The sequence below is a fragment of the Roseovarius aquimarinus genome, from assembly GCF_043661195.1.
Classification (GTDB): Bacteria; Pseudomonadota; Alphaproteobacteria; order Rhodobacterales; family Rhodobacteraceae; genus Roseovarius; species Roseovarius aquimarinus.
The window spans coordinates 189,195-213,825 of sequence record NZ_JBIHMM010000004.1; the positions used below are offsets into that span (position 1 = coordinate 189,195).

Below are 24,631 nucleotides of genomic sequence, written 5' to 3' on the forward strand. Positions count from 1 at the left end.
GATGCACGCGCGCGCACCGCAGACGCCCAGGGTCGGGGCCGGACCCAATCGCCGCTTCGGAACGTTCCGCGCCGTCATGGCGCTGATCCTGCGCGAAATGGCGACGCGATACGGCCGCTCGCCCGGCGGGTATGCCTGGGCGGTGCTCGAGCCCTTGGGCGGCATCATCGTGCTGGGCTTCGGCCTCTCGCTCCTGATCCGCACCCCGCCCGTCGGCAGCAGCTTTCTTCTCTTCTTCGCGACCGCCTTCCTGCCCTTCACGATGTATCAGCAGATGGCCAACGATATCGGGCGCTGTATCAATTTCTCGCGCGCGCTGCTCTTCTACCCGGCGGTGACGTGGGTCGATGCGGTTCTGGCGCGGTTCATTTTGACGGTGCTCACCCATGTGGTGGTGATGAGCATCCTTTTCACCGGCCTTCTGATCGTCAGCGACACGCGCGCACTTCTCGACCTCGGCACCATCGTCGAGGCGGTGGCGCTCACCGCCCTCTTCGGGCTGGGCGTCGGCGTCCTCAACTGTGTGCTCTTCGGCCTCTTCGATGTCTGGATGCAGATCTGGAGCATCGCCACGCGGCCGCTCTTCTTCGTCTCGGGCGTCTTCTTCCTTTACGAGGACATGCCGCCTCTCATTCAGGATATTCTCTGGTTCAATCCGCTGCTGCACATCACGGGCCTCATGCGGCGCGGCTTCTACGGCAATTACGACGCGGCCTATGTCAGTATCAGCTTCGTCGCCGGAGTGTCGCTGGTCTGTCTCTTTCTCGGGGTCGTGCTTCTGGGCCGGTATCATCGCATGATCCTGAATCGTTGAACGGAGCCGCCTCCGCAGCGCCCGACCAAGAGAGGACCAGGCCGTGCGGCACTTGCGTCCTGCGCCGAAGCCCGTCGCGCACCGCGCGCGCGAGAAGCGCCAGATAGCGCCCCCGTTCGTGCCTGTGGAATTTCGCCTTGAAGGCCCATTTCGTCACGAAGAGAGGCAGGATGAGCCAGAACCAGCCACCCGCAGCGATACGGTAGACGATCAGCAGGTTGCGGTAATGGTAATAGGTCTTCCACAAGGGGTGAAACCGCGGGTCCGCCCGCGTCATCGTCTGGAAATCATGCTCGAACCTGATGGCGGGATCGAAAAGGATCCTCCCGCCCGCACGCCGAATGGCGAGCGAGTAGAGCACATCGTCGCCATAGATGAAGAGCGACGCATCCGGATGTCCCACAGCGTCGATCGCGGCGCGCGAGACGAAAAGCCCGACGAAGGAGCCGGTGTCGACCGGCACTTGGCGCGCCCCGGCATAATCGGAGGCGCCGAGGTGAAAGCCGTCCCTGCTTCGCCGCGACAGGAGCGCCCGGACGGTGCGCCGCATGACCTTCGCGTCCCAAAAGGGATTGAGCGCCGGGCGGTTCATGTCGCAGATGCGCCCATCCGGATGATAGACCGCTGCCGCCCAGGCCATCGCGTCGCCGCGCGGCGCCGCGAGAAAGGCGGCGATCGCACCCGGCTCGGGCCGCGCGTCATCGTCCATGACGAGTGTCCAGTCCGCGCCGAACCGCTCGGCCGCCAGCCGGAGGCCCAGCGCGAAGCCCCCCGCGCCGCCACGGTTCTCGGCGCAGCGCTCGATGAAAACTCCCGCACCGTTCTGCCCCGCCAGCCACTCGGCGGTCCCGTCGCTCGAGGCATTGTCGATGACGATGATGTCGCCGAGCCCCTCGGCCTTCGCCGCGCGAAGCCGCGTGAGCGTCGCCCGCAATTGCGCAAGGCGGTTGCAGGTGACGACGACCGCGACGAGCCTGCGCCCTTCGGCGGCGTTTTCGGCACCCGCCCCCGTCACATGCGCATCGCTGCGGGATCCTGCGCGAGGAAGCATCGATAGGTCTGCGCGAGCCCGTCCTCGAGCCCCGTCCGCGCGCGCCACCCCATCTCCGAGAGGCGCGAGACGTCGAGCATCTTTCGCGGCGCGCCATCGGGTTTGCTCGCATCGGTCTCGATTCGGCCATCGAAGCCGGTCACGCGCGCGACCATGGCGGCAAGCTCGAGGATCGTGACGTCCTCGCCGGTGCCGACATTCAAATGGCTCCGCATCGGCTCGGTCCGGCGCGCGTAATCGGCCTGGCTCAGGTCCAGCACGAAAAGCGCCGCCTCGGCCAGATCGTCGACATGGAGGAACTCGCGCCGGGGCAGGCCCGTCCCCCATATCCGCACGGCATCGTCTCCGCGCCGCGCAGCCTCGTAAAAGCGGCGGATCAGGGCGGGGATCACATGGCTCGTCTCGGGATGAAAATTGTCACCGGGCCCGTAGAGATTGGTCGGCATGACCGAACAGTAATCGGTGCCATGTTGCCGGTTGTAACTCTCGCAGAGCTTGATGCCCGCGATCTTTGCAATGGCGTAAGGCTCGTTCGTCGGCTCGAGCGGCCCGGTCAGAAGCGCGCCCTCCTGCATCGGCTGCGGCGCCGCGCGCGGGTAGATGCAGGACGAGCCGAGATAGAGCAGCCTGCGCACGCCCGCGCCGTAAGCCTCGTTGATGACGTTGCAACTCATCATCAGGTTCTCGAAGAGGAAATCGGCGGGCTGGCCGCAATTGGCGAGAATTCCGCCGACTTTCGCCGCCGCGTGAATGACCAGATCGGGCCGCTCGGCCTGCATGAAGTCCCGCACGGCGCGCTGATCGCGCAGATCGAGGGTGCCGCGCGGGGCGGTGATGATCTCGATGGGAGCACCCGCTTCGCGCCTCTGGCCGAGCTGCCGCACGATGGCGCTTCCGACCATTCCGGCATGCCCCGCGAGAAAGATGCGCTGCGGGCGCAGCGCGGTTGGCACGGCACACCCAAGGGGCCCCAATTCGTGGGCAGGTCCGTCGAGGCTCATCCCGTCACCCGCGCACGCGATGCGGCTTCGGCAAAAGCGCGCGCTTTCTCGAAATGCACCCTGATCGGCGCGCCGTCCGAGACCTGCGCGAGCGCCTTGGCTACCGGACCGGCGAGATCACCGTCCCGCCCGATCCGCGCCAATCCCGTAGCGGGGTCGAGCAAAAGCGCGGTCGCGGCGGCGCGCAGGGACGAGACCGCGGTATCCTCCTGCGGTGGCAAGGCGTCCGGCGAGACAGAGACCACCGGCAGACCGTCGCGGCGCGGCGGACTCCAGGACAGCACCTCGGTTTTCGACGCGATGAATTCTGCGATGGCGTCCGAAGTCGCCGCCTCAGAGCCGACGCCGCAATGCCGTTCCAGAAATTGCGCGGCAGCCCCGCGCACTTTCTTTCCCATCGCTTCCGCAGGCGCCTCGTCGAGCATTCTCGCCAACGCGCGCAGCGCAGCCGCCAGCGCGTCTTCCGAGCGGCAGATCTCGAACGCTCCGAGAGGCTCGAGAAACTTGTCGACGCGCTCGAGGCCGGGATTGAAATAGATGGCTGGCTTGCCCATCGCGACGCTCTCGATGATCGCGCTGCTGAACCGGCTGATGAGCACCGACGCCCCGTCGATGGCGCTGTACATGTCGCAAGCGGCGACCTCATGACCGCTCAAATCCCCCAGATCCTGTGGATGCCGAGTGAGGAGCGGCCGGAACCCGGCAGCGCGCGACGCGGCGACGGCCGACGCGATGAAGGCCGCCCGCTCGCTTTCCAGAACGCCATAGGTGAAGTTGACGTTGATGAGCGCGGTCTTCTCGGATGGAAACCGCGCGTCTCTCTGCAAGAGCGGCGCGATCCTCGGAACCCCGCCGATATGCACGTCCTTGTGCAGTCCCGCCGTAAAATGGCGCAGGTCATGCGCGCCGGCGGCGATCAGGTAGCGCACATATTGATAGGCGTTCCGGTGCCGGCCGGTGTCGACATCCCAGAAATCCTGAATGCCCTCCACGATGCCGAAGGTCGCGCGCCCCCTCGCGTTATCCGCGAGCACGGTGGGCAGGGCGCATTTGACATCCCAATCATTCATGAAGACCGAAGCCGCATAGCTCGCGCTCGACGCGCCCAGCTCGGCAAAGGAGACGACCGGGAATTCGGAGCGGTCGAACGCGGCATAGGCGCCTTCGTCGGCATAGGCCTCGCTCATGTCGATGAACGCGCAAGAAAGACCACGCTCCTGCAAGGCGCGCGCGATCGGCAGCATCGTGAGCGTGTGATAGGTCTTGTGCGGAAAGAAGGCCACGTCGCAGTGAAAGGACCGAAGCGGTTTGACGAGGGCCGCATTCACGATCTTCTTCTGCGAAGCGCGCGCCGCCTCTGCGAAAGCCACGAAGGGGCCGTAGGAGCCGGCATGGAGCGGAACGAAATCCCGCTTGTCGGCGAGGATCTGGTTCGTGGCGGAGCCCATCAGATCGAGAAGGTAGGACTTCGACGGCACACTTTCCGCAAGACTCTCGACACGCTTCAGGAGGCCGTTGAGATACATGATGCAATAGGTCGTGAAATTGCGCCTCAAGGCATCGTATTGGCCGAGGGACACGAGATGGGCCTGAAGGTGGCTCAGGGCGTGCATCACGCCGAGGACATGCTTGCTGTTGATCGAATGGCTCTCCGACTGCGGCCGCATGCGCCAGACATATCCCTTGTCAGGCGACGCCGAAATGCGCGCCGCATGGGCGTAGAGGATAGGCATGACGAAGATGTCTTCGTGGAACGTCGAGACCGGAAAGAACGACCCGGCCTCGAGAAAGAGCGCCCGCCGGAAGATGGAACAGCAGGCCATCCCGAAGATCTTCCCGCCGAAGATATGGGCGAGCCGCTCCTCGTCGCTCAGCGCGGATAGCTCAGTGAAGCGGTCCTTCCGCTCGGTGATCTCGCATCGCGCCGTGTAATCCCATTTCGAGAAATTCGACAGCACCACGCAGGCCTCGTCCCGGCGCGCGATATGCAGAAGATCGCCATACATCGCATCTTCGGCCCGATCGTCGCTGTCAAGAAACCCGACATAGTCGCCGCGCGCCAGAAGCAGGGCACGATTGCGGGTGAACCCGACGCCCTTGTTCGGTTGGCTGAAATACCGCCACTCCGGATTGCGGCGCAAAAAGCTCCGGATGATCGCCTCGCTCGAGTCCGTGCTTCCGTCATTGACGATTACGACCTCGAGCCGTTCGACAGTTTGCCGCTCGATGCTGGCGAGACACGCGTCGAGATAATCCTCGGAATTGTAGACCGTCACGATGATCGAAAGATCGAAGCGCGCGGTCATGAGGCACACCGAACGCCGCCCGTCCGCCCCTGCACCACGCGGTGCCGGTCCGAGGCATGGAACGCCGCCAGCCGCGTGATCGCCTCGTGGCTGGCGCGGATGACCGCATCCACGGAGTTCGAGCCGTTATGCGAGCCGAAGATGCACCGCTCCATCTCGCGCAGCGGGCTTGTCGGCGGCAAGGGCTCTTCCTCGAACACGTCGAGCGCGGCGGAATGTACCCGGCCCGAGCGGAGCGCCGCGACCAGCGCCGCCTCGTCGATCAGCGGACCGCGGGCGACGTTGACGATGCGCACGCCCTGGCTGCACCGCGCCAGCGCCTCCGCATCCAGCATGTGGCGATTGCGCGCATTGAGTGCGCAGGTGAAGACCAGAAAATCGAGCGTCCCGATACCTTCGGGCCAGACCGCGCGCTCGAGGCCCTCGATCCCGGCATCGCCCTCGACGCCCGGATCATAGGCGACGATCTCCATTCCCAAGACCATCAAGCGGCGCGCGGTGTGCTGACCGATATCGCCGAGGCCGACAAGGCCGCAGCGGCGCCCCGTCAGGCTGATCCCGGCGGGCTTCGGCCAGTCCCCGGCACGCACGCCGCGATCGATCTCGAAGAGATGCCGGGCCAGCCCGATGACATAGGCCGTCGCGACATCCGCCACCTCGGCCCCGAACATCCTCGGCGTGTTGGTGATGGGAATGCCCAGCGCCTCACAGGCGACGAAATCGACATTGTCGACGCCGATGCCCCACTTCACCGCAGCGCGCAACCGGCCCCGCCGCGCGGTCTCGAACACCCGCCTCGTGGCGGGATCGTCTCCGATGATCCACCCGTCATAACGCGGCAGAAGACGGCAGAGCGCGTCCTCGCTCAGAACCTGGGTCACTTCCGCCGGATGAAGCCTCAGCCCCCGCTCGGCCGCGAAATCGTGAAACCGCTCGATCTGGCCCAGCATCGGCGGGCAGGTCACCAGAACGTCCTTCATGCCGCCTCCATCGCGCGCCGAGCCATCCCGGCGACCGCTTCGGCCAGCGCCCAATCCTCGGGCGTGTCGATGTCGATGGCTTCCAGTTTGCTCATCTCGTGGAGGATCGGCGCGCGTCCGATCCGCGCGCCCGTGGCCGCGAAGCTCCGGCGCGAGAAGATGAAGAGGTTCGAATTCTCCTCGTACCACGGCTCTAGATCCTGGGTCTGGATCAGGTTCTGCGGGTCGTGATTCACCGCGCTCCCGTCGGCGCGGTAGAACCGCGCCTGAACCTTGGTGACGGTAAAGAGCGAATCCGCCGTCCCGCGCGCCATGCCGTCCCTGTAGCGGGCAAGAGCGGCGCGGATCGTCCGGGGCGTCAGCATCGGGTTGGTCGTATGCGTCATCACATAGCATCCCGCCTCCACCGCCTCGAGATCGTCGGCGAGGATCCGGTTCATCGAGATGGCGTCACCGCACAGTTCCGGCTTGCGGTCGCGGATACGCAGGCGCGGGCCATCGGCCAGGCCCTTCTGCGCCAGCATCTGCCGCGCATCGGTATTGATGATGATCTCGTCGATCTCGTCGATCGCGAGCAGGCTCTCGAGGATCCACCGAAAGAGCGGCCTGCCCCGCAGATCACGGAAATTCTTGCCGCTAACCCTCTGGCTGTTCAATTTCATTGGGAGCAGTGCGACGCATCGGTTTGAGCCACTCATCCTGGTCTGCCTCTCTCGAAATGTTCGGGTAGAAAAATCTTTCTTTCGCGGACTGCGACAGGATCCTGTGCTCGTGATTGCCCTTGTAGGACCCCGAGAACTGGCTCCAGCGATAGCGGATCATGCCTGTAAGGGGCGTCGATGTGGTGCCGTTCCGCCGTGCCGAGCGCCAGTCGCCCACCGCGCTGACCGCCACGAAGCGCAGCACGTCGAGCCATGACAGATGCACCTCGGGCATGATCGAGCGCAGGGCGAGCGCCTCGCGCTCGAAGCGGCGTTTCACCTCGCGCCACGTCTCCTGATGATGATGAAAGACCGCCGCCTCCGCGACATACCCGATCCGCATCCCCGTCGCCGTCAGCCTCTTGGCCAGGTCCATGTCTTCGAGGCCGGTCAGGGTCTCGTCGAACGGATATGCCTCCCACACGGCGCGCAAGAGCGCGGAATTCGCATTGTTGCAGAAGAAATCCGCCTGCGGGAGCTGCGACGTCTCGGGATAATACTTCGCGAAGATGCGCCGCTCGCTGTAATTGCTGCGATCATCGCCGATCTGCCGCCCGTAGGTGTAGTGCGCCCTGCCGTCGAGCAGCGGGCGGCATAGCCGGGCAAGCCAATGCTCATCCGCGGGCACGCAATGGCCCGACACGAACACCAGAAGATCGCCGGCCGCGAAACCGCAGCCCCGGTTCAGCGACCGCCCGAAGGAGAATTCGGATTTCGAGATGGTCGTGATGCGCGCGCCGTGCCGCCGGGCGATCTCGACCGTGCCGTCCTTGGATCCCGAATCCACCAGCACGGTCTCGACATCGAAATCGGGCGTCACCTGCCGCGCGATCATGCGCATCAGGTCGTCGAGGTGCTCCGCCTCGTTCAAGGTCCGAATGACGACGCTCGCGCGCACTAGCCGCTCCCGAAGAAGGGGCACATGGCTGCCCCCTGCCGTTGACCGAGCAACTCATGAGAGCGCACTGATTAATCGCGCATCTTTAACGTGTTGCGTGACCATTTATGAGCCATTCGTTTGCGTTGTCCAGAAAAACACACGCATAGATTGATTTCGGCGAGACAAGCTGTGATAGGATCGCAATTGAACAAGTCCGCCGAGAGCCGCCCCGACATGATCGATCTGCCCGTCTTTCCCGATCTCGAAGGCGCGTCGGTCTTCATCACCGGCGGCGGCAGCGGGATCGGCGCGGCCCTGACGGAGGCTTTTCTACGCCAGGGAAGCCGCGTCGCCTTTTCGCAAAGGTCCGATGCCAGCCCATTCTGCGACGCCATGCAGAGCCTCACGGGCAATCGGCCCCTCTTTTTGCGCTGCGATGTGACCGACAGCGCCGCGATGCGGGCCGCCATCGCCGAGGCCGCGGAAGTGCATGGGCCGGTGCGGATCCTGATGAACAACGCCGCGAACGACGCGCGGCACGGCACGCTCGACACCACCGGCGAAGACTGGGACCGCCTCATGGATGTCAATCTCAAGGCGTATTTCATGACATCCCAAGCTGTCATTCCGGGCATGCGCGCGCTCGGTGGCGGCTCCATCGTGAACATGACGTCGATCAGCTACATGATGGGCAACGCGGGCTATCCGGCTTATGTGGCGGCGAATTCGGGCATCAACGGGCTTACCCGCGCGCTCGCGCGTGAGTTCGGGGCGGACGGAATCCGGGTCAATGCGCTGGCGCCGGGCTGGGTCATGACCCGAAAGCAGCGCGAGATGTGGGTGACGCCCGAAGCCCTCGAGGCGCATCTGGGCCGCCAGTGCCTCAAGGAGCCGCTCGCCCCGCATGACATTGCCGGCGGCGCGCTTTTTCTCGCATCGCGGGCCAGCCGGATGATGACGGGACAGGCGCTCGTCATCGACGGCGGCGTGGTAACGACGGGATGAGCGCGCGGGTCTTCGACGATCGCGTCTGCGATTTGGGCGAAGCCCCGCTCTGGCATCCGATGCGCCGGGAGCTCTTCTGGTTCGACATCACCGGGCGCCGCATGCTCTCGCGCAAGGGCGAGGTTGCGCGTGAATGGGCGTTCGACGAAATGCATTCCGCCGCCGGCTGGATCGATGAAGGCGGGCTCCTGCTCGCCTCCGAAAGCGGTCTTTGGTATTTCGATCTGAAAAGCGCAGAGCGGCGATTGATCGCTCCTCTCGAGACAGAAGGCAGCATGATACGGACCAATGACGGGCGCGCCGATCCGCAAGGCGGCTTCTGGATCAGCACGATGCACAAGGGCGAAAGACGCGGCGCCGGTGCGATCTGGCGCTGGTATCGCGGCGAGATGCGGCGGCTTTACGCGTCCCTCACCATCCCCAACGCGATCTGTTTCGCCCCCGATGAGCGCAGCGCCTGTTTCTGCGACACACCCACCGCCCGGATCATGCGCGTCGCGCTCGGACCAGACGGCTGGCCGATCGGCGCGCCCGAGTGTTGCCTCGACCTTTCCGCCGAAGGTCTGGCGCCGGACGGCGCGGTGATCGACGGTGAGGGCGCTCTCTGGATCGCCCTGTGGGGCGCATCGAGCGTGAGGCGCTACGCGCCGCACGGCGAGTTGCTCGCGGCGATCCCGCTGCCCGCGCCCAACACATCCTGTCCCGCTCTCGGCGGCGAGGATCTGGGCACCCTCTTCGTGACCAGCGCGACAAAAGGGCTGGGCAGGCAGCAGCGGGCCGCCGCGCCGCTGTCGGGCCAGACATTCCGCGCTCCCTCCGGCGTCAGTGGCCAGGCGGAGCATCGCGTGCGGCTCGACACATTCAGACATGGCGAAGACGGCACGCCCTGATCGCTTTCGAGGCAAACCGGGAACGAGGCACCTATCCCGACACGGGATCGAACGCGATCCGCGCGTGAAACCGCGCAAGTTCCTCGGCGCTTGGGGCCGCGCCGCAGAAGGTCTGCACATAGGCTGGAACACGGCTCATTCGCTCGGCGCGATCTTCCCGGACCTGCATCGAGATATAGCCGATCTGCACAAGATAGACGGTCCGCGCGCGCACATCCGCCTCGTCGGGCGCAAAGCCGAAGCGCATGAACATCGCGCGGATGGCATCGAGCCGCACCGCATCCGCCGCATTGACCCGTTCCATCACCGCGTCCGACCGATGCGCCCAGCCACGCACCGCGAAATCGAGCTGCGGCTCGAAAAGCGCCTCGTCGTGAAAGACCGTGATGAGGTTCAGAACGGCCTCCGGGATCGTGCGCGCGTCCGCCGCGCAAGCGGTGACGAAGGCGCCGGTATTCTTGGCGTCCCAATCCTCCAGAAGCGCATCGAGCAGCGCCGCGCGATCCTTGAAAAACCAGTAGAAGCTGGTCCGCGAGATATCGAGCCGCGCCGCCAGCGGCGCGATCTTCACCGCATCGAGGCCGGTTTCGACAAAGGCCGTCTTGGCCGCGCCCAGCCAGAGCGCACGCGAGCCGCGCCATCCGGTATCCCGCTCGCGTTCCTCGGCATTTTTCATCGGGTCCGTCCCGTCTTCACGCAGCCGTCACAGGCCTCATGGCCGTCGCGACATATTTCTTGACACTAGTGAACATTTTGCGGGATCGTCAACCGTTCCTGCGGAGTGCGCCATGTCCAACGACCCTCTTTTGCAGCCCTACCGGCTGAGGCATCTCACCCTCAAGAACCGCTTGATGATCACCAGTCACGAGCCGGCCTATCCCGAGGACGGCATGCCCAAGGACCGCTATCGCGCCTACCACCGCGAGCGCGCGAAGGGCGGTGTCGCGCTCACGATGACCGCGGGCTCGGCCGCCGTGTCGCGCGACAGCCCTCCCGCTTTCAACAACATCCTCGCCTACAAGGACGAGGTCATCGGATGGATGAAGAAGATCGCCGACGACTGCCACGAGCATGAATGCGCCGTCATGATCCAGCTCACGCATCTCGGGCGCCGCACGCGCTGGGACAAGGGCGACTGGCTGCCCACCATCTCGGCGACGAGCGAGCGCGAGCCCGCTCACCGCGCCGTCGCCAAACGCGCCGAGATCTGGGACATCGAGCGCATCGTCCGCGACTATGCCGAGGCCGCCGAGCGGATGCAGGCCGCCGGGCTCGACGGTATCGAGCTCGAGGCTTACGGCCATCTGCTCGACCAGTTCTGGTCACCCGCCAGCAACGCGATGGAGGGCACCGATTACGGCGGCAGCCTCGAGAACCGCATGCGCCTGTCGATGCAGGTGCTCGAGGCGGTGCGCGCGCGGGTCGGCCCCGATTTCCTCGTCGGGATCCGCTATGTCGCCGACGAGGACATGGAAGGCGGCATCACCAAGACCGAGGGAATGGAGATCACCCGGCGGCTCAAATCCAGCGGACTGGTGGATTTCCTGAACGTCGTGCGCGGCCATATCGAGACGGACGCGGCCATGACCGACGTCATTCCTGTGCAGGGGATGCGCGCCAATCCGCATCTCGACTTCGCCGGCGAAATCAGGGCCGCCACTCAATTCCCCACCTTCCACGCCGCCAAGATCCAGGACGTCGCCACCGCGCGCCACGCGATCGCGAGCGGGAAGCTCGACATGGTCGGCATGACCCGCGCCCATATCGCCGAGCCGCATATCATGGCGAAGATCCTGCGCGGCGAGGAAGACCGCATCCGTCCCTGCGTCGGCGCGAATTATTGCCTCGACCGAATTTATCAGGGCGGCATCGCGCTGTGCCTGCACAACCCGGCGACGGGCCGCGAGCTCGAGGAGCCGCATGTCGTGCCGAAAGCCGAGACGCGCCAGCGCATCGTCATCATCGGCGCCGGCCCCGGCGGGATGGAGGCGGCGCGCGTTGCCGCCGAGCGCGGCCATGAGGTGATCGTCCACGAGGCCGCCAGCGACCCGGGCGGCCAGGTCCGCCTGACGGCCCGAACGCCGCGCCGCGCCGAGATGATGCAGCTGATCCAGTGGCGTCACGCGGAATGCATGCGGATGGGCGTCACCTTCCATTTCAACAGCTTCGCCGATGCAGGCACGGTGGTGGCCGAGCGACCCGATGTGGTGATCGTCGCAACCGGCGGCCTGCCCCATACCGACATGTTCGAGGGGGCCGACGCGCTGGTCGTTTCGGCTTGGGACATTCTCTCGGGCGATGCGAGCCCCGGAAGCAATGTTCTCATCTACGACGAGGCGGGCGATTTCGCCGGGCTTCAGGCCGCCGAGAAGATCGCGGCGACGGGCGCGTCGGTCGAGATCATGACCCGCGATCGGAGCTTCGCACCAGAGGTCATGGCCATGTCCCTCACCCCCGCCATGCGCGAGCTGCAAAAGCGCGATGTGACCTTCACCGTCACATGGAAGCTCGACCATGTGCGCCGGGACGGCAATCATCTCGTCGCCACCATCGGCAGCGATTACATCTCCGAAACCCGCGAGCGGCGCGTCGATCAGGTGGTCGTCAATCACGGCACGCGCCCTCTCGACGATCTCTATTTCGATCTGGTCGAGGGCGCGCTGAACGGCGGCGAGGTGGATCACGATGCCCTGATCGCGGGGCGGCCCCAGGCGGTCGTCCGCAACCCCACGGGCCGCTATCGGCTCTTCCGCATCGGCGACGCCGTCGCCGCCCGCAACACCCATGCCGCAATCTATGACGCGCTGCGCCTCTGCAAGGCGCTTTGACATGCGCTCCAGCAAGACCATCCACGTCATTTCCGCCCATGCCGAGGGCGAGGTCGGTGATGTCATCGTGGGCGGCGTTCTTCCGCCCCCCGGCGAGACGCTCTGGGAACAGAGCCGGTGGATCGCCAGGGACGGCACGCTGCGCGACTTCGTCCTGAACGAGCCGCGCGGCGGCGTCTTTCGTCATGTGAACCTGCTGGTGCCGCCCAAGCACCCCGAGGCGCAGGCGGCGTGGATCATCATGGAGCCCGAGGATACGCCGCCCATGTCCGGCTCCAATTCCATCTGCGTCGCCACCGTCCTTCTGGATGCCGGCATTATCGAGATGCAGGAGCCGGAGACGCATCTCGTCCTCGAAGCGCCCGGCGGGCTGGTCCGCGTGCGCGCAGAATGCAGGGATGGCAAGGCCGAGCGGATCTTCGTGCGGAACCTGCCCTCCTTCGCGGCCGAGATGGGCCGCGCGCTCGAGGTGGACGGGCTGGGCAGCCTCGGTGTCGATACAGCCTATGGCGGCGACAGCTTCGTCATCGTGGATGCGGCGGCGTTGGGCTTCGCTCTGACCGAGGACGAGGCCCACGATATCGCGACGCTCGGCATGCGGATCACCGCTGCGGCCAATGAGCAGATCGGCTTCGATCATCCCGAAAACCCGGACTGGCGCCATATCTCCTTCTGCCTCTTCGCCGGTCCTCTCTCGGACGGTGCGACAGGCCTGGAGACGACCGCCGCCGTCGCAATCCGGCCCGGCAAGGTAGACCGCTCGCCCACGGGCACGGCCCTCTCGGCCCGCATGGCGCTCCTGCATGCGCAAGGCGTGATGAAGACCGGAGACCGACTGACCGCCCGCTCGATCATCGGGTCGAGCTTCGCGGGACGCATCCTCGGCGAAACGCGTGTAGGCGAGCGTACCGCCATCCACCCGGAACTCTCGGGCCGCGGCTGGATCACCGGCATCCATCAGCACATGCTGGACCCCACCGACCCTTGGCCGCGAGGCTACAAGCTTTCGGACACATGGGGAGCGCGGTGAGGTTTTGAGGGATGGAAAATGCCTGAGGCTTGGCCGCTGGCCGCGCGGCTTGCGCATTGGGCGCTCGGCGTTGCTTCGGTCCAGGTGGTGTTTTTGGCTGATTTGGTTGCGGGAGCTCGATTTAAACATTGTTTGTCAGAGATCAGCAAAAGCGGGATCATGCGTTGATGAACGGTTTGTTTCGAATGCGCTGTCGCTCTGTTGGATTCCAGAAATATGTGGCATATGAAACAGATTATTCGTGGGGAGGAGGATGCAAATGCTTTATATGGCCGTTTCGAAATCAAGGGTTCAAGTTACTACTTTGTGTATTTCTTATTTTACCACGATCTGCCAAGGAACATACCACCCGTAATTTTTCAGCGAGATCGATTAGTTAGCAGCAGGTAGATTTTGATCCAGCATATACTGAAAAATATGTTCGCAATTTGATTAAAAAAGATAGATCAATGTAAGAAGCCAATATAACTGGCCGCTCACTCGAGATCGACTTCTTATTTAAAAATCGCTCACATTTCTAACGTCATTTCGATCAGAAAAGTAAATTCAAACGACAAACACTAGATCACTCGAGCTACACTCCAAGCCATTTATGCTGAAGCTCGGTGTTTTTCCGTATGTCCGAAGGTGTTCCGGTCCATACAACCTGCCCTTTAGACACCACGGCGACGTCATCGGCGAGCGAGGTCGCAAATCCGAAATTCTGCTCGACCAGCACCATAGACAAGCCTGCACTGCGCAGTTCCTGCAGCTTGTCGTGGATGAGTTTGACGATGATTGGGGCCAGACCCTCGGTCGGCTCGTCGAGGATCAGAAGTCGTGGATTGAGCAGAAGTGCCCGCGCGATGGAAAGCATCTGCTGCTCGCCGCCCGACAGCTGTTGGCCGCCATTATCCATCCGCTCGCCGAGACGTGGGAATAGATCCGTAACGGTCTGCATGGTCCAATCGCCGGTCCGGCCACGCGATGCGGCCAGATCGAGATTTTCGCGCACTGTCAGTGACGGAAAGATGTCGCGCGTCTCGGGAACATAACCGATGCCGGCGCGCGCCACATCATAGGGCGCTGTGCCGTTGATGACCGACCCGTCAAGTGAAATCGTCCCGGCCTTGAGCGGCAGCAATCCCATGACGGTCTTAAGCGTCGTACTCTTGCCCGCGCCGTTACGGCCCAGAACGGCCAGAACGCGGCCCGCCTGCGCGTTGAAATCAATGCCATAGAGAACCTGAGTGTCGCCGTAACCCGACTCGACGCCTTTGAGTTCAAGCATCTTCCCAGCTCCCTAGATAAATCTCTTTAAGCATGCTCGAGCCCTGCGCCGCCTCGGGCGTACCATCAAAAACGACTTCGCCATAGTTCAGCACCGTGATGCTGTCGGCTACGTCGAAGGCCAGATCCATGTCATGCTCGATGATCAGCAGCGTCAGATCGCGCGGCAGTTCGTTCAGCATGGCGTGGAACGCATGACTCATCTCGGGGCCGATGCCCGATGTCGGCTCGTCCATAAGGATCACGCGAGGCCGCGTGGCGAGTGCGATGCCGACCTCCAACTGGCGGCGGATGCCATACGATACCTCGGACACCATAAGATCCAGGTGCGGCGTCAGATGAACGAGCTTGGCCGTCTCGGCGACGATCTCAGCCACGCCCTTGTCCGACAGAGAGTCACGGAAAAACGAGCGGCTGGCCCTTGTGCGGATCGCGGCGGCGAGGCTTAGATTATCGCGGAGGCTCAGTTCATCGAAAAGCGTGTTTTTCTGATAGCTGCGCGACAGGCCTTTGCCCGCGCGGGCGGCGACGCCAAGCGGCGTGATATCCTCGCCATCCAAGATGACGCTGCCCTTATCGGGTGTCAGCTCGCCCACCAGCTGATTGAAGAGGGTCGTCTTGCCCGCCCCGTTGGGGCCGAGGATCACCCGCCGCTCGCCCTTTTCAAGCTTCAGCGACACGTTCCGCGTCACGTGGATCGCGCCAAAGCTCTTGTCCAGTCCCTTCACCTCAAGCATCGCGCACCTCGGGCTCCAGATCTCTCGTGGTCGGCTCTTTAAGCGTTGCCCGCTTGCGCCGCGCCTCCAGCCGCGCTTCGACAAAGCCGAAAATACCATTTGCTCGACTCATCACCACCGCAATGAGGATGACACCGACGAAAAGATGCCAATAGGGTGTTATGGCGCTGATCTCGTGCTTGATCAGAACGAAGGCTACTGCGCCTACCATCGGACCGACTAGCGTGCCAAGACCGCCTAAGATGACGACTACCAGCGCCTCTCCCGAGACTGTCCATGACAGAAGCCCGGGCGAGATATACATGATATGTTGCGCAGCCAGAACGCCCGCCAGACCCGCGATAAGGCCCGAGACCCCGAAAGCATGTGCCTTGGTGCGCCATGGAACCAGACCCAACGCGCGCATCCGCTGCTCGCTTTGCTTGACGCCGACAAGGCTGCGCCCGACGCCCGAGCGCAGGAAGGCGGCTGCAAAGAGATAGGCGATCACCGCGCAGACCAGCGCATAGAGCACGAAGGTCCGGCTGTCGTTCAGGTTGAAGCCGATCATCGAAAGATCTGGCCGGGAAATACCGCCCAAGCCGTCATCGCCGCCAAGAAAAGGGCTGCTGAAGATATAGGAATAAGCCATCTGGCCAAAGGCCAGCGTGACCATGATGAAGTAGATCCCATGACTGCCCGAGCAGATCGCCCCGATGATCCAAGCGACCGCGCCTGTCATGGCGATCGCCGCCGCCATAGCGGGCAGCGCGTCCCATCCCAGGGTGCCGGTGAGCACCGCGAATGTGTAGGCGCCAAAGCCCAGCAAAGCGCCGTGGCAGAGCGAGACCATCCCACCGAACCCCGCAACCAGATCGAGCGCGACGACGAGGATCGCCAGAACGACGATCTCTGCCAGGATCTCGAGGCCGAAATAGCCTGCGGTAAAAGCCGCGACGATCATGCCCGCCAGAAGGGCCAGTAGCGTTGCGATGCGGAGAGGAGTGTGCCTGAACATAAGTTACACCTTTGCCGGAAACAGGCCGGTGGGCCGTGTCACCAGCACGATGGCCAGCAGCGCATAGACGATGACCGAGGCCAGCGAGGGCACCAGGACCGCACCGAAGGTTTGTACGAAGCCATAGATCAGCGATCCAATGAACGCGCCCTTAAGCGATCCGAGGCCCCCGATCACGATGACAATCAGCGTCGGGATGAGGATTTGCAGACCCATATCGGGCGTGACCGATAGGATCGGCGCCGCGACAACCCCGGCAAGGCCCGCTAGGGCGCAGCCGACACAGAAGACCGCGAAAAAGAGCTTCTCGACATTGATGCCGAGGCAGGCCGCCATGTTGTCATTGTCGACGCCCGCGCGGATCATTGCGCCGATCTGTGTGCGGCTCAGCACCAGCGACAGCGCGACAAAGATCGCAATGCCCAATGCGATGATGAAGACGCGATAGAGCGGATACTCCAGCGCGCCCAGCGACACGCGCCCAGACAGGATGGGGGGAAGCTGGATACCCAACGCCAGATCGCCCCAGATGATGCGCGTGATGTCGAGCAAGACAAAGATCAGCCCAAAGGTGACTAACACCTGAGCCATCGGCCCGGACTTGCGCATCCGGCGGATCAAAGTGGCGTAGAGGATGAAGCCAATCACGGCGACCACGATGGGCCCCAGGATGAACGCGCCCCAATAGCCGATTACGCCCGCCGTTCCGGCGGCGACATAGGCACCGAATGCGTAGAGCGAGCCATGCGCGAGGTTCACGAAATGCATCAATCCGAAGATGACCGTCAGCCCGACGGACAGCAGGAACAGCAGCATCGACAGCTGCAATGCATTCAGCGTTTGGAAAAGCCAGAAACCGACGTCCATCTTGCGTCACCTTTCGGGGAATGAGGAGGGGCCGCGCGCCCGTGGGTGCGCGGCCCGGTAGGCTGGCTCAGTTTGCCAGCGTGCAGCCATTGGCCGGATCGGCGGTGGCGGGCAGCGTCGCCAAGACCTTCTGGGTCAGGCCTTCGCCATTTTCCATCGCGACGGTCTCGTAGACATAGATCGGCTGGACGATGTTGTTGGTCGCCGGGTCGATCGAGGTGGTGCCGCGCGGGCCGTCGAAGGAGGTCTTGCTGAGGGCCGCAGCCAGCGCTTCGCGATCATTCGCACCGCCAGCCGAGGCCAGAACCAGCGCGCGCGCCGCATCGAAGCCATGGACCGCGAACTCGGACGGGGCGCGGTCGTTCGCCGCCATGAAGGCATCGACAAAGACCTTGTTCTCGGGGTTGTCGATGGTCGGCACGTAGTGCAGCGCCGCGATCACGCCGATAGCCGCCGGGCCTTCCGCGTTGACATAGAGGGGCGACGTCAGAAAGCCCGCGCCGTAGAGCGGCAAATCCGCCTTGAGGCCAAAGCTGTCATACTGCTTGACGAAGGAAATCGCCTCACCGCCCGCGTAAAAGACATAGACGGCATCGGCGCCGCTGGCCTGTGCGTTCGCCATATAGGGGCCAAAATCCTGCGTCTTCTGGAACGGAGTCCATTCTTGGCCAACAATCTCGCCACCCGCCTCGGTGAACGCGTCCGCGAAGGCGCCGATCATCTGGCGGCCTGCAGCATAGTCGGATGCCATAGTGAACACCTTGCGCACGCCCTGCTCGTAGAGATGCGTGCCCATCGGGCGGTTGACCTGCTGGTTCGAGAATGAGAGGCGCGTGATGTAAGCGCTGCACGCCTCGCCGGTCGCTTCGTCATTGCCCGCGTTGGCAACGATCAACGGCACCTTGGCGCCATCGACGAAATCGCGCACGGCGCCCAGAACGCCCGAGCTGACGATACCGACCATCACGTCGACCTCATCCTGCAGGACCAGCTTCTTGGCCTTGCCAAGAGCGACAGGTGGCTTCACCTCGGTATCCTCGGTAACGATGGTGAAGGTGTCGTCGGTCTCGCCGCCGAAAGTCTCGAGGCCAAGGCGGAAACCCGCTTCGATCTCGTTGCCGAGCGATGCATAGACGCCGGAGTAAGGCAGAAGCAGCCCGACCTTGATATCCTCCGCGTAGGCCGCCGAAGTTCCGAGTGCAGCGATAAGCGCCGCTGCGGCCGTTTGTGTCAGTTTTTTCATTATGTGTTTCCTCCCTGAAAACAACTTGGTCCGTGAGACCGGTTATCCGAGATCCCCGCCGCCGACTGGCAACGTGACCCCGGTGATGTACGACGCGTCATCCGACGCGAGGAACAAGATCGCCCCTGCCTGCTCATCCAGCGTGCCGTAGCGTTTCATGAAGCTCGACTGGAGCGTTTGCTCGACGAGCGTCTGGTACCAATCCTCGCGCTGCTCCTCCGCGGCGTTCGGGTTGCGCGGCACGGGGCGCGGCGGCGCCTCTGTTCCACCGGGGGCGGTGGCGACAACGCGGATGCCGCGCTCGGCCACTTCCCAAGCGAGATTGACAGTGATGGCGTTCACCCCGCCTTTCGCCGCGCCGTAGGGCACGCGGTTGAGCCCGCGCGTGGCGATGGAGCTGACATTGACGATGACGCCCGATCCGGCCTTCAGCATCGGCTCGAGCGCGGCGTGGCAGCCATAGAGCGTCGGCATAAGCGAGCGGCTGATCTCAGCGTCGATCTGGTGCGGCTCATAATGCTCGAACGGTTTTGCCCAGATCGTGCCGCCCACGTTATTCACCAGGATGTCGACCCGGCCCCACAGCTCGACCGCCTTCGCGATAGCTGCTTGGCAGCCCTCATATGTCTCCAGATCGACGGCCAGCTCATGCGCGGTGCCGCCCTCCTTTTTGATGGACGCGACCGTATCGTGGCGCGCGTCAGAGCGATCGACGACCAGCACCTCGGCGCCCTCGGCGGCCATGCGTTCAGCCACGCGGCGGCCTATGCCCTGCCCCGCGCCGGTGATCACCGCGCGCTTATTTTCAAAGCGCGGTTTCATGCAGCGACCTCGATCGCATCATTGGGTGTGAATTTCTCAAAGTAGAAATTCGCAGGCTCGGTGCCCAGCGATTTGAAGTGCTGGCGCACGGCCTCGACCATGGGGGGCGGGCCGCAGAGATAGACATCGACGTTGCCGCCGTTCAGTTCCTCGGCGGTAACGTGATCGGTGACAAAGCCCTTACGCTCATGATCCTCATCCTCCGACGCGAGGATCGTGATGACGCGGACCGTTCCAATTTTCTCGGCCAGCTCCTGTACGCGCGCGAGCTCAACCAAATCGGCGGCATTGGTCACGGCGTAATAGAGCGTGATCGCCTGCTCGGTGCCCTGCTCAGCCAGCGTCTCCAACATCGACAGAAAGGGCGCAAGGCCGGTGCCCCCCGCCAGCCAAAGCTGGGGCCGCTCCAGACTCCGCAGATAGAACGCGCCCATCGGGCCGGTCAGCTTGACCTCGTCGCCGGTTGATCCAGCCTCGAGATAGCTCGACATCACGCCGCCTTGGAGATTACGAATGAGGAATGTGGCCTCCTCGGCGCCAGGGCGCGAGGAAAAGCTATATGAGCGGTGCGCGTCGGTGCCGGGCACGCTGATGTTGACGTATTGGCCCGGCAGGAACCCCATGGGCTTATGCAGCTTCACCGTGAGGTTGTAGGAAGTGTCCGAAAGTGCGTCGATGGACTGCACGCTGCCGGCAACCGTCTGCGCGCCCGTTTTGCAGACCTGCGACGAGACCGGGACCGAGATGATGCAATCGCTTTCGACTGTCATTTGACAGGCCAGAACAAAACGCTCCTCGGCCTCTTCGTCGGTCATAGCCTCGTCCATGTAGAACTCGAGTTCGTATGCACCCTCCTCGCACTTGCACTTGCAGGTGCCGCAGACGCCATCGCGGCAATCCATGGGAAGATTGATCTTTTGGCGAAAGGCGGCGTCGGTGACTTTTTCGTCCTCGTCCACGTCAATCACGCGGGTCACGCCGTCTTCGAAATTCAATGCGACCTGAAAGGCCATGCGTATACTCCTCCCTCGTGGCGATCCAACGAATGGCCGGATTGCGCGCGTCTTTAGTTCTGTGGGGGCCGGGTAGGCTCAGGTGTGATAGACATCGACCACGTGGTGAATGTGGTCGTCCTTCAGCACCACTTTTTTGGCCGCGATCAGGGGCGTCTTGCCGCTGACATCCAGCGTGTAGAACGATGTGCCCCAGTGCCGGTCGGTCTGACCGTAGCGGAAGCTCAGCGTCTGCCAATTGAACCGCAGCTTTATTTCAGTGCCCTCACGCGACAACACCTCGATATTGGCCAGATAATGCGCCGTGCGCGGCTCGGGCAGTGACGTCGCCGACGAACGGTCCGTCTTGATCCGAAACACGCGATCCTCGATCCCGGACTTGTCGGGGTACCAGATCAGCGACATTTCCGACTGAGGGTCCTCGGTCAGCGTGTCGAAGTCATCCCATGCGGGCATCCAGAATTCGCAATCCGCATGGTAGAAATCCAGCCATGCATCCCAGTCACGGTCATCGAGGCAGCGCGCCTCGGCAAAGAGGAACTGCTGGATCTCCTCGTAGCTGATGGATTTCGCGTTAGCGGCGGCGGCGGGTTTTTCAATGGTGTTAGTGCTCATGTCGATCACTCCGCCGCCACTTGCTTATCTTCGCCCGACAAAACCTGACGCTCTGCGCTTACCGCATCGCGCATCCGCTCGGCCCATTGGCTGTGCTGGATCACAAAAAGACCCTCATCCTCGGTGCGCGCGCCCGACAAGATCGGGTTGATACCCAAGGCTTTTGCATCCTCGTCCGGGCCTTCGATCCATTGCACCGCACCGCGCGTCAGGTCATTCCACTTGGCGTGCGCGCCACCTTGATAGCCGCGCTGCGTCGCGCGGAATTCCTCGGTGTCGTCCGGCGTTGCCATGCCCGAGGCGTTGAAGAAATCCTCGTATTGGCGGATGCGGTGTGCGCGACTTTCCTTGCTCTCGCCCTTGGGGGCGATGCAGTAGATCGTCACTTCAGTCTGATCGACCGAGATGGGGCGAAAGATACGCAGCTGGCTCGAGAACTGATCCATCAGGAAGACGTTGGGGTAGAGGCAGAGGTTACGCAGAACGCCTGTCATCCACTCGGCCTTTTCCTTGCCGAATTGCTCGGTCCACTCACCCAGCTTGGCATAGTTGGGACGGTTGGTGGGGTCGGCCCATGTCGTCCAGAGCAGCAGGTGGCCGTTTACATAGGAGTGAAAACCGCCTTTCTGCTTTGCCCATTTCGACGCATCAGTGGCCTTAATCTTGTCTTCCTTCCCGTCCTGAGTGCGGCGGCCAGTGGTGGCCACGTAATTCCAATGCACTGCCGAGACGTGATACCCATCTGCGCCGTTCTCGGCCTGAAGCTTCCAGTTGCCATCATAGGTATAAGTCGACGCACCGCGCAAAACCTCCAACCCATCGGGCGACTGATCGGCCACAAGGTCGATCATCTTCTTGGCTTCGCCGAGGTAATCCTCCAGCTCCTCCACATCGGGGTTCAGCGAGCCGAAGAGGAAGCCGCGATAGTTGCCGAACTTGGCGACGCGCGTCAGGTCGTGACTGCCATCCTGATTGAACTGCTCTGGGTAGCCAGCGCCCTTAGGGTCCTTGACCTTCAAGAGCTTGCCGGTGTTCGAGAAGGTCCAGCCATGGAACGGGCAGGTGAACGTCTTCTGATTGCGGCGTTTGAACCGGCAGAGCATGGCGCCTCGATGCGAGCAGGCATTCACCAGCGCGTGCAACTCGCCATCCTTATCGCGGGTGATGACGACAGGCGTGCGGCCCATATGCAGCGTGAAGTAGTCGCCAGGGTTCGGTATCTGGCTTTCATGGGCCATGTAGATCCAGTTGCCTTCGAATATGTGCTTCATCTCCAGCTCGAAAAGGTCGGGATCGGTGAACATATCGCGGCGGGCGCGATACACCCCGTTCTCTGGGTCGTCCTGCACGATGTTCTGCAAACGACGATCAAGCTCGTCCAGTTTGGGCAGTGTCAGCATGATGTATTCTCCTCCTCGTTGGTCATCGTCTGTCCCCTCCTCCGGGTTTCAGACGCTTGCCTTGATATTTGTGTGCGTGGGCACCGCGCGGCTTCGGCCGCGCGTATAAAAATCAACCTTGTCCTGATCCAGCGTCACACCGCATCCATCCCCGTCGGGGACATGCACCTGAAAGTCCGAATAGACCAGTGACTGCGTCAGGATGTCGTCCTTGAACAGAAGAGGGCCGAACAGCTCGGTCCCCCATGCCAGATGGCGAGTGGTCGAAAAAAGTTGTAGTGCGGCGGCAGTGCCAACACCGGATTCCAGCATGGTGCCGCCATAAAGACCCAGCCCGGCGGCCTGCCCGATGGCAATGACCTCGGCCGCGCGGCTGAGACCGCCTGATTGCGCGATCTTGACCGCAAAGGCGTCTGCAGCATGCTCACAAGCGTGGTTGAGCGCATCCTCGGGGCCGCGCAGCGCCTCGTCGGCCATGACGGCGATCTGATAATCACGCGTCAGCGTGCCCAGCGCGTGTCGATGGCAAGCCGCTATGGGCTGCTCGACCATATCAACGCCAATCTCTTGCAAGCCAGCAAGGCCAATGCGCGCGTCATGCAGGCTCCAGGCCTGATTGACGTCGACCGTCACCTTGGCGCGATCGCCAAGCGCGCTTTTGATCTTGGCGACATGGACGATGTCGTCGCGGACGGCTCGCTTGCCGATCTTCAGCTTAAACTGGCGATGGCGGCGCTGCTCTAGCATCGACATCGCCTCTTCGATATCCTGCGACGCGTTGCCTGAGGCCAGCGTCCACGCCACCTCGAGGCCGGAGTGTAGCGCACCACCGAAAAGCTCTGCTACGGACTTGCCCGCGCGCTTGCCGAGGCCGTCCCAAAGGGCGTTCTCTACCGCGCAGCGCGCGATGGGATTGCCCATCACGGCGCGCTCGGCAGCGCGGCGGGCGGCGTTCACGTTGTCTCCATCGCGGCCGACGATGGCCGGGGTGATGTAGGTCTCGATAGCGGACGCGATGCTCTCGGGGCTTTCGGCGCCATAGCTGAGACCGCCTATGGACGTGCCCTCGCCGATGCCGACCGAGCCATCCGAGAATTGCACATGGACCAGCACCACGGACTGGACCGTCATCGTCGCCATCGAAAGGACATGCCCGCGGATAGTGGGCAAATCGACGATCCTTGTGCTGATAGTCTCGATCTTGGGCAAAGCCGTGTCCCCTTTTTGGTCTTCGCTTAAGTCTGCACGCTTGCATTGATTGGGAGGGTGCGCCTCTGCAGGGGCCAAGTCCAATACCGCTTCGGTAAGGTCTGATACCCAAAGGCGCGAAATCGTTACCCGGCGCGCTGTTTCGGCTGCGCCAGACCGAGGATATCGCGCGCCTGCTGCCAAGTGGCGACCGGGCGCCCGTATTTTTCGCAGAGGGCGGCAGCGCGGGCGACCAGCGCGGCGTTGGACGGCGCCAGCCTACCCTTGTCTAGGCGCACGTTATCCTCGAGGCCGGTGCGCGTGTGCCCGCCCGCCGCGATGGCCCATTCGTTGACCGTCAGTTGATGCCGCCCGATCCCAGCCGCGCACCAATTGGCGTCCGGCGCGATGCGCTCCATCGTTTTGACGTAGTAGTCGAAGATATCGCGATCTACTGGCGTCGCGTTCTTCACCCCCATGACGAACTGCACATAGAGCTTGCGCGGCAGGCGTCCGTCCGCATGCATTGCAGCGGCTTGATGTATATGGCTCAGATCGAAGGCTTCGATCTCGGGCAGCACATCGTAGCTGCGCATTTCCGAAGCCAGCCAATCGACGAGATCCGGCGCGTTCTCGTAAACGCGAGTCGGAAAGTTGTTCGATCCGACGGCCAGCGATGCCATGTCGGGCCGCAGCGGCAGCATGCCGCCTCGCTCGCGCCCCGCGCCCGAACGACCGCCCGTTGAGAGCTGGACGATCATGCCGGGGCAATGCTGCCGCAGCCCTTCCAGAAGGCGGCCATAGCGCTCGGGGTCGGCGGTGGGTTTGCCGCTCTCGTCACGGACGTGGCAATGGGCGATCGTAGCGCCTGCTTCAAAGGCTTCTTGCGTGCTCTCGACCTGCTCCGAAATGTTGATGGGCACGGCGGGATTGTGCGCCTTGGTGGGCAAAGAGCCGGTGATTGCGACGCATAGAATGCAAGGTTTCGTCATGA

At 63.2% G+C, this 24,631-nt stretch carries 23 protein-coding genes; 5 read left to right on the top strand and 18 right to left on the bottom strand.

What is annotated here, in order from left to right; all coding sequences use genetic code 11:
* Window position 1 precedes the first annotated feature (1 nt).
* Window positions 2-814 carry an ABC transporter permease gene (locus ACGRVM_RS14615; protein WP_377172496.1) on the top strand — a complete coding sequence of 271 codons (813 nt, stop codon included), beginning with the start codon at window positions 2-4 and terminating at the stop codon, window positions 812-814.
* Here ACGRVM_RS14615 and ACGRVM_RS14620 read toward each other — a convergent pair.
* From ACGRVM_RS14620 to ACGRVM_RS14645, 6 genes are read right to left on the bottom strand one after another with little or no spacing between them, the layout of a single operon-like run.
* Window positions 726-1,865, bottom strand: coding sequence for a glycosyltransferase (locus ACGRVM_RS14620; protein ID WP_377172495.1), 1,140 nt, complete (start codon window positions 1,863-1,865; stop codon window positions 726-728). The two genes, ACGRVM_RS14615 and ACGRVM_RS14620, sit on opposite strands and share 89 nt — an antisense overlap.
* Complete coding sequence (locus ACGRVM_RS14625; RefSeq protein WP_377172494.1) at window positions 1,826-2,818, bottom strand: GDP-L-fucose synthase family protein; 993 nt, start codon at window positions 2,816-2,818, stop codon at window positions 1,826-1,828. The genes ACGRVM_RS14620 and ACGRVM_RS14625 overlap by 40 nt, the downstream gene beginning before the upstream one ends.
* 44 nt (window positions 2,819-2,862) lie before the next feature.
* Entirely contained in the window at window positions 2,863-5,172 is a 2,310-nt protein-coding gene (locus ACGRVM_RS14630; protein ID WP_377172493.1) for a glycosyltransferase family 2 protein, read from the bottom strand.
* Complete coding sequence (locus ACGRVM_RS14635) at window positions 5,169-6,152, bottom strand: phosphoglycerate dehydrogenase (protein WP_377172492.1); 984 nt, start codon at window positions 6,150-6,152, stop codon at window positions 5,169-5,171. The genes ACGRVM_RS14630 and ACGRVM_RS14635 overlap by 4 nt, the downstream gene beginning before the upstream one ends.
* Entirely contained in the window at window positions 6,149-6,814 is a 666-nt protein-coding gene (locus tag ACGRVM_RS14640) for an acylneuraminate cytidylyltransferase family protein (protein WP_377172491.1), read from the bottom strand. The genes ACGRVM_RS14635 and ACGRVM_RS14640 overlap by 4 nt, the downstream gene beginning before the upstream one ends.
* Window positions 6,789-7,775: a glycosyltransferase gene (locus tag ACGRVM_RS14645; protein WP_377172490.1), complete on the bottom strand. Its 987-nt coding sequence runs from the start codon at window positions 7,773-7,775 to the stop codon at window positions 6,789-6,791. Before ACGRVM_RS14645 ends, ACGRVM_RS14640 begins: the two co-directional genes overlap by 26 nt.
* 192 nt (window positions 7,776-7,967) lie before the next feature.
* Here ACGRVM_RS14645 and ACGRVM_RS14650 point away from each other — a divergent pair, with 192 nt between their 5' ends.
* Window positions 7,968-8,738 carry an SDR family NAD(P)-dependent oxidoreductase gene (locus tag ACGRVM_RS14650; RefSeq protein ID WP_377172672.1) on the top strand — a complete coding sequence of 257 codons (771 nt, stop codon included), beginning with the start codon at window positions 7,968-7,970 and terminating at the stop codon, window positions 8,736-8,738.
* Window positions 8,735-9,628 (top strand): SMP-30/gluconolactonase/LRE family protein, encoded by an 894-nt coding sequence (locus ACGRVM_RS14655; protein WP_377172489.1) that lies wholly within the window; start codon window positions 8,735-8,737, stop codon window positions 9,626-9,628. Before ACGRVM_RS14650 ends, ACGRVM_RS14655 begins: the two co-directional genes overlap by 4 nt.
* Window positions 9,629-9,659: 31 nt before the next feature.
* Here the strand turns inward: ACGRVM_RS14655 and ACGRVM_RS14660 are convergent, their stop codons facing one another.
* The gene (locus tag ACGRVM_RS14660) at window positions 9,660-10,304 is read right to left on the bottom strand and encodes a TetR/AcrR family transcriptional regulator (protein WP_377172488.1); all 645 of its coding nucleotides are present in this window, start codon (window positions 10,302-10,304) and stop codon (window positions 9,660-9,662) included.
* Window positions 10,305-10,416: 112 nt separating this feature from the next.
* On the opposite strand from ACGRVM_RS14660, the gene ACGRVM_RS14665 reads away from it, so the two are divergent.
* Together ACGRVM_RS14665 and ACGRVM_RS14670 are read left to right on the top strand one after the other, a co-directional pair.
* Window positions 10,417-12,456, top strand: a complete 2,040-nt coding sequence (locus ACGRVM_RS14665) for an oxidoreductase (RefSeq protein WP_377172486.1) — start codon at window positions 10,417-10,419, stop codon at window positions 12,454-12,456.
* 1 nt (window position 12,457) lies between these two features.
* Window positions 12,458-13,486, top strand: coding sequence for a trans-3-hydroxy-L-proline dehydratase (locus tag ACGRVM_RS14670; RefSeq protein ID WP_377172485.1), 1,029 nt, complete (start codon window positions 12,458-12,460; stop codon window positions 13,484-13,486).
* A gap of 574 nt (window positions 13,487-14,060) precedes the next feature.
* Here the strand turns inward: ACGRVM_RS14670 and ACGRVM_RS14675 are convergent.
* The 11 genes from ACGRVM_RS14675 to ACGRVM_RS14725 all read right to left on the bottom strand — a co-directional run bounded on the left by ACGRVM_RS14675 (window position 14,061) and on the right by ACGRVM_RS14725 (window position 24,629).
* The gene (locus ACGRVM_RS14675) at window positions 14,061-14,756 is read right to left on the bottom strand and encodes an ABC transporter ATP-binding protein (RefSeq protein ID WP_377172483.1); all 696 of its coding nucleotides are present in this window, start codon (window positions 14,754-14,756) and stop codon (window positions 14,061-14,063) included.
* Window positions 14,749-15,492: an ABC transporter ATP-binding protein gene (locus ACGRVM_RS14680; RefSeq protein ID WP_377172481.1), complete on the bottom strand. Its 744-nt coding sequence runs from the start codon at window positions 15,490-15,492 to the stop codon at window positions 14,749-14,751. Before ACGRVM_RS14680 ends, ACGRVM_RS14675 begins: the two co-directional genes overlap by 8 nt.
* Window positions 15,485-16,435 (bottom strand): branched-chain amino acid ABC transporter permease, encoded by a 951-nt coding sequence (locus ACGRVM_RS14685; protein ID WP_377172479.1) that lies wholly within the window; start codon window positions 16,433-16,435, stop codon window positions 15,485-15,487. Before ACGRVM_RS14685 ends, ACGRVM_RS14680 begins: the two co-directional genes overlap by 8 nt.
* A 57-nt stretch (window positions 16,436-16,492) precedes the next feature.
* Window positions 16,493-17,356 (bottom strand): branched-chain amino acid ABC transporter permease, encoded by an 864-nt coding sequence (locus tag ACGRVM_RS14690; protein ID WP_377172478.1) that lies wholly within the window; start codon window positions 17,354-17,356, stop codon window positions 16,493-16,495.
* A 67-nt stretch (window positions 17,357-17,423) separates the two neighbouring features.
* Window positions 17,424-18,599: an ABC transporter substrate-binding protein gene (locus tag ACGRVM_RS14695; RefSeq protein ID WP_377172477.1), complete on the bottom strand. Its 1,176-nt coding sequence runs from the start codon at window positions 18,597-18,599 to the stop codon at window positions 17,424-17,426.
* Between the two features lie 42 nt (window positions 18,600-18,641).
* Window positions 18,642-19,421: a benzoate diol dehydrogenase BenD gene (gene benD / locus ACGRVM_RS14700; RefSeq protein WP_377172476.1), complete on the bottom strand. Its 780-nt coding sequence runs from the start codon at window positions 19,419-19,421 to the stop codon at window positions 18,642-18,644.
* Entirely contained in the window at window positions 19,418-20,434 is a 1,017-nt protein-coding gene (gene benC, locus ACGRVM_RS14705) for a benzoate 1,2-dioxygenase electron transfer component BenC (RefSeq protein ID WP_377172475.1), read from the bottom strand. The genes benD and benC overlap by 4 nt, the downstream gene beginning before the upstream one ends.
* 78 nt (window positions 20,435-20,512) lie before the next feature.
* Window positions 20,513-21,049 (bottom strand): benzoate 1,2-dioxygenase small subunit, encoded by a 537-nt coding sequence (benB, locus tag ACGRVM_RS14710; RefSeq protein WP_377172474.1) that lies wholly within the window; start codon window positions 21,047-21,049, stop codon window positions 20,513-20,515.
* Between the two features lie 5 nt (window positions 21,050-21,054).
* Window positions 21,055-22,449 carry a benzoate 1,2-dioxygenase large subunit gene (gene benA, locus ACGRVM_RS14715; protein ID WP_377172473.1) on the bottom strand — a complete coding sequence of 465 codons (1,395 nt, stop codon included), beginning with the start codon at window positions 22,447-22,449 and terminating at the stop codon, window positions 21,055-21,057.
* A gap of 48 nt (window positions 22,450-22,497) precedes the next feature.
* Window positions 22,498-23,658 (bottom strand): muconate/chloromuconate family cycloisomerase, encoded by a 1,161-nt coding sequence (locus ACGRVM_RS14720; RefSeq protein WP_377172472.1) that lies wholly within the window; start codon window positions 23,656-23,658, stop codon window positions 22,498-22,500.
* Window positions 23,659-23,783: 125 nt separating this feature from the next.
* Window positions 23,784-24,629, bottom strand: coding sequence for a BKACE family enzyme (locus tag ACGRVM_RS14725; RefSeq protein WP_377172471.1), 846 nt, complete (start codon window positions 24,627-24,629; stop codon window positions 23,784-23,786).
* Window positions 24,630-24,631 lie beyond the last annotated feature (2 nt).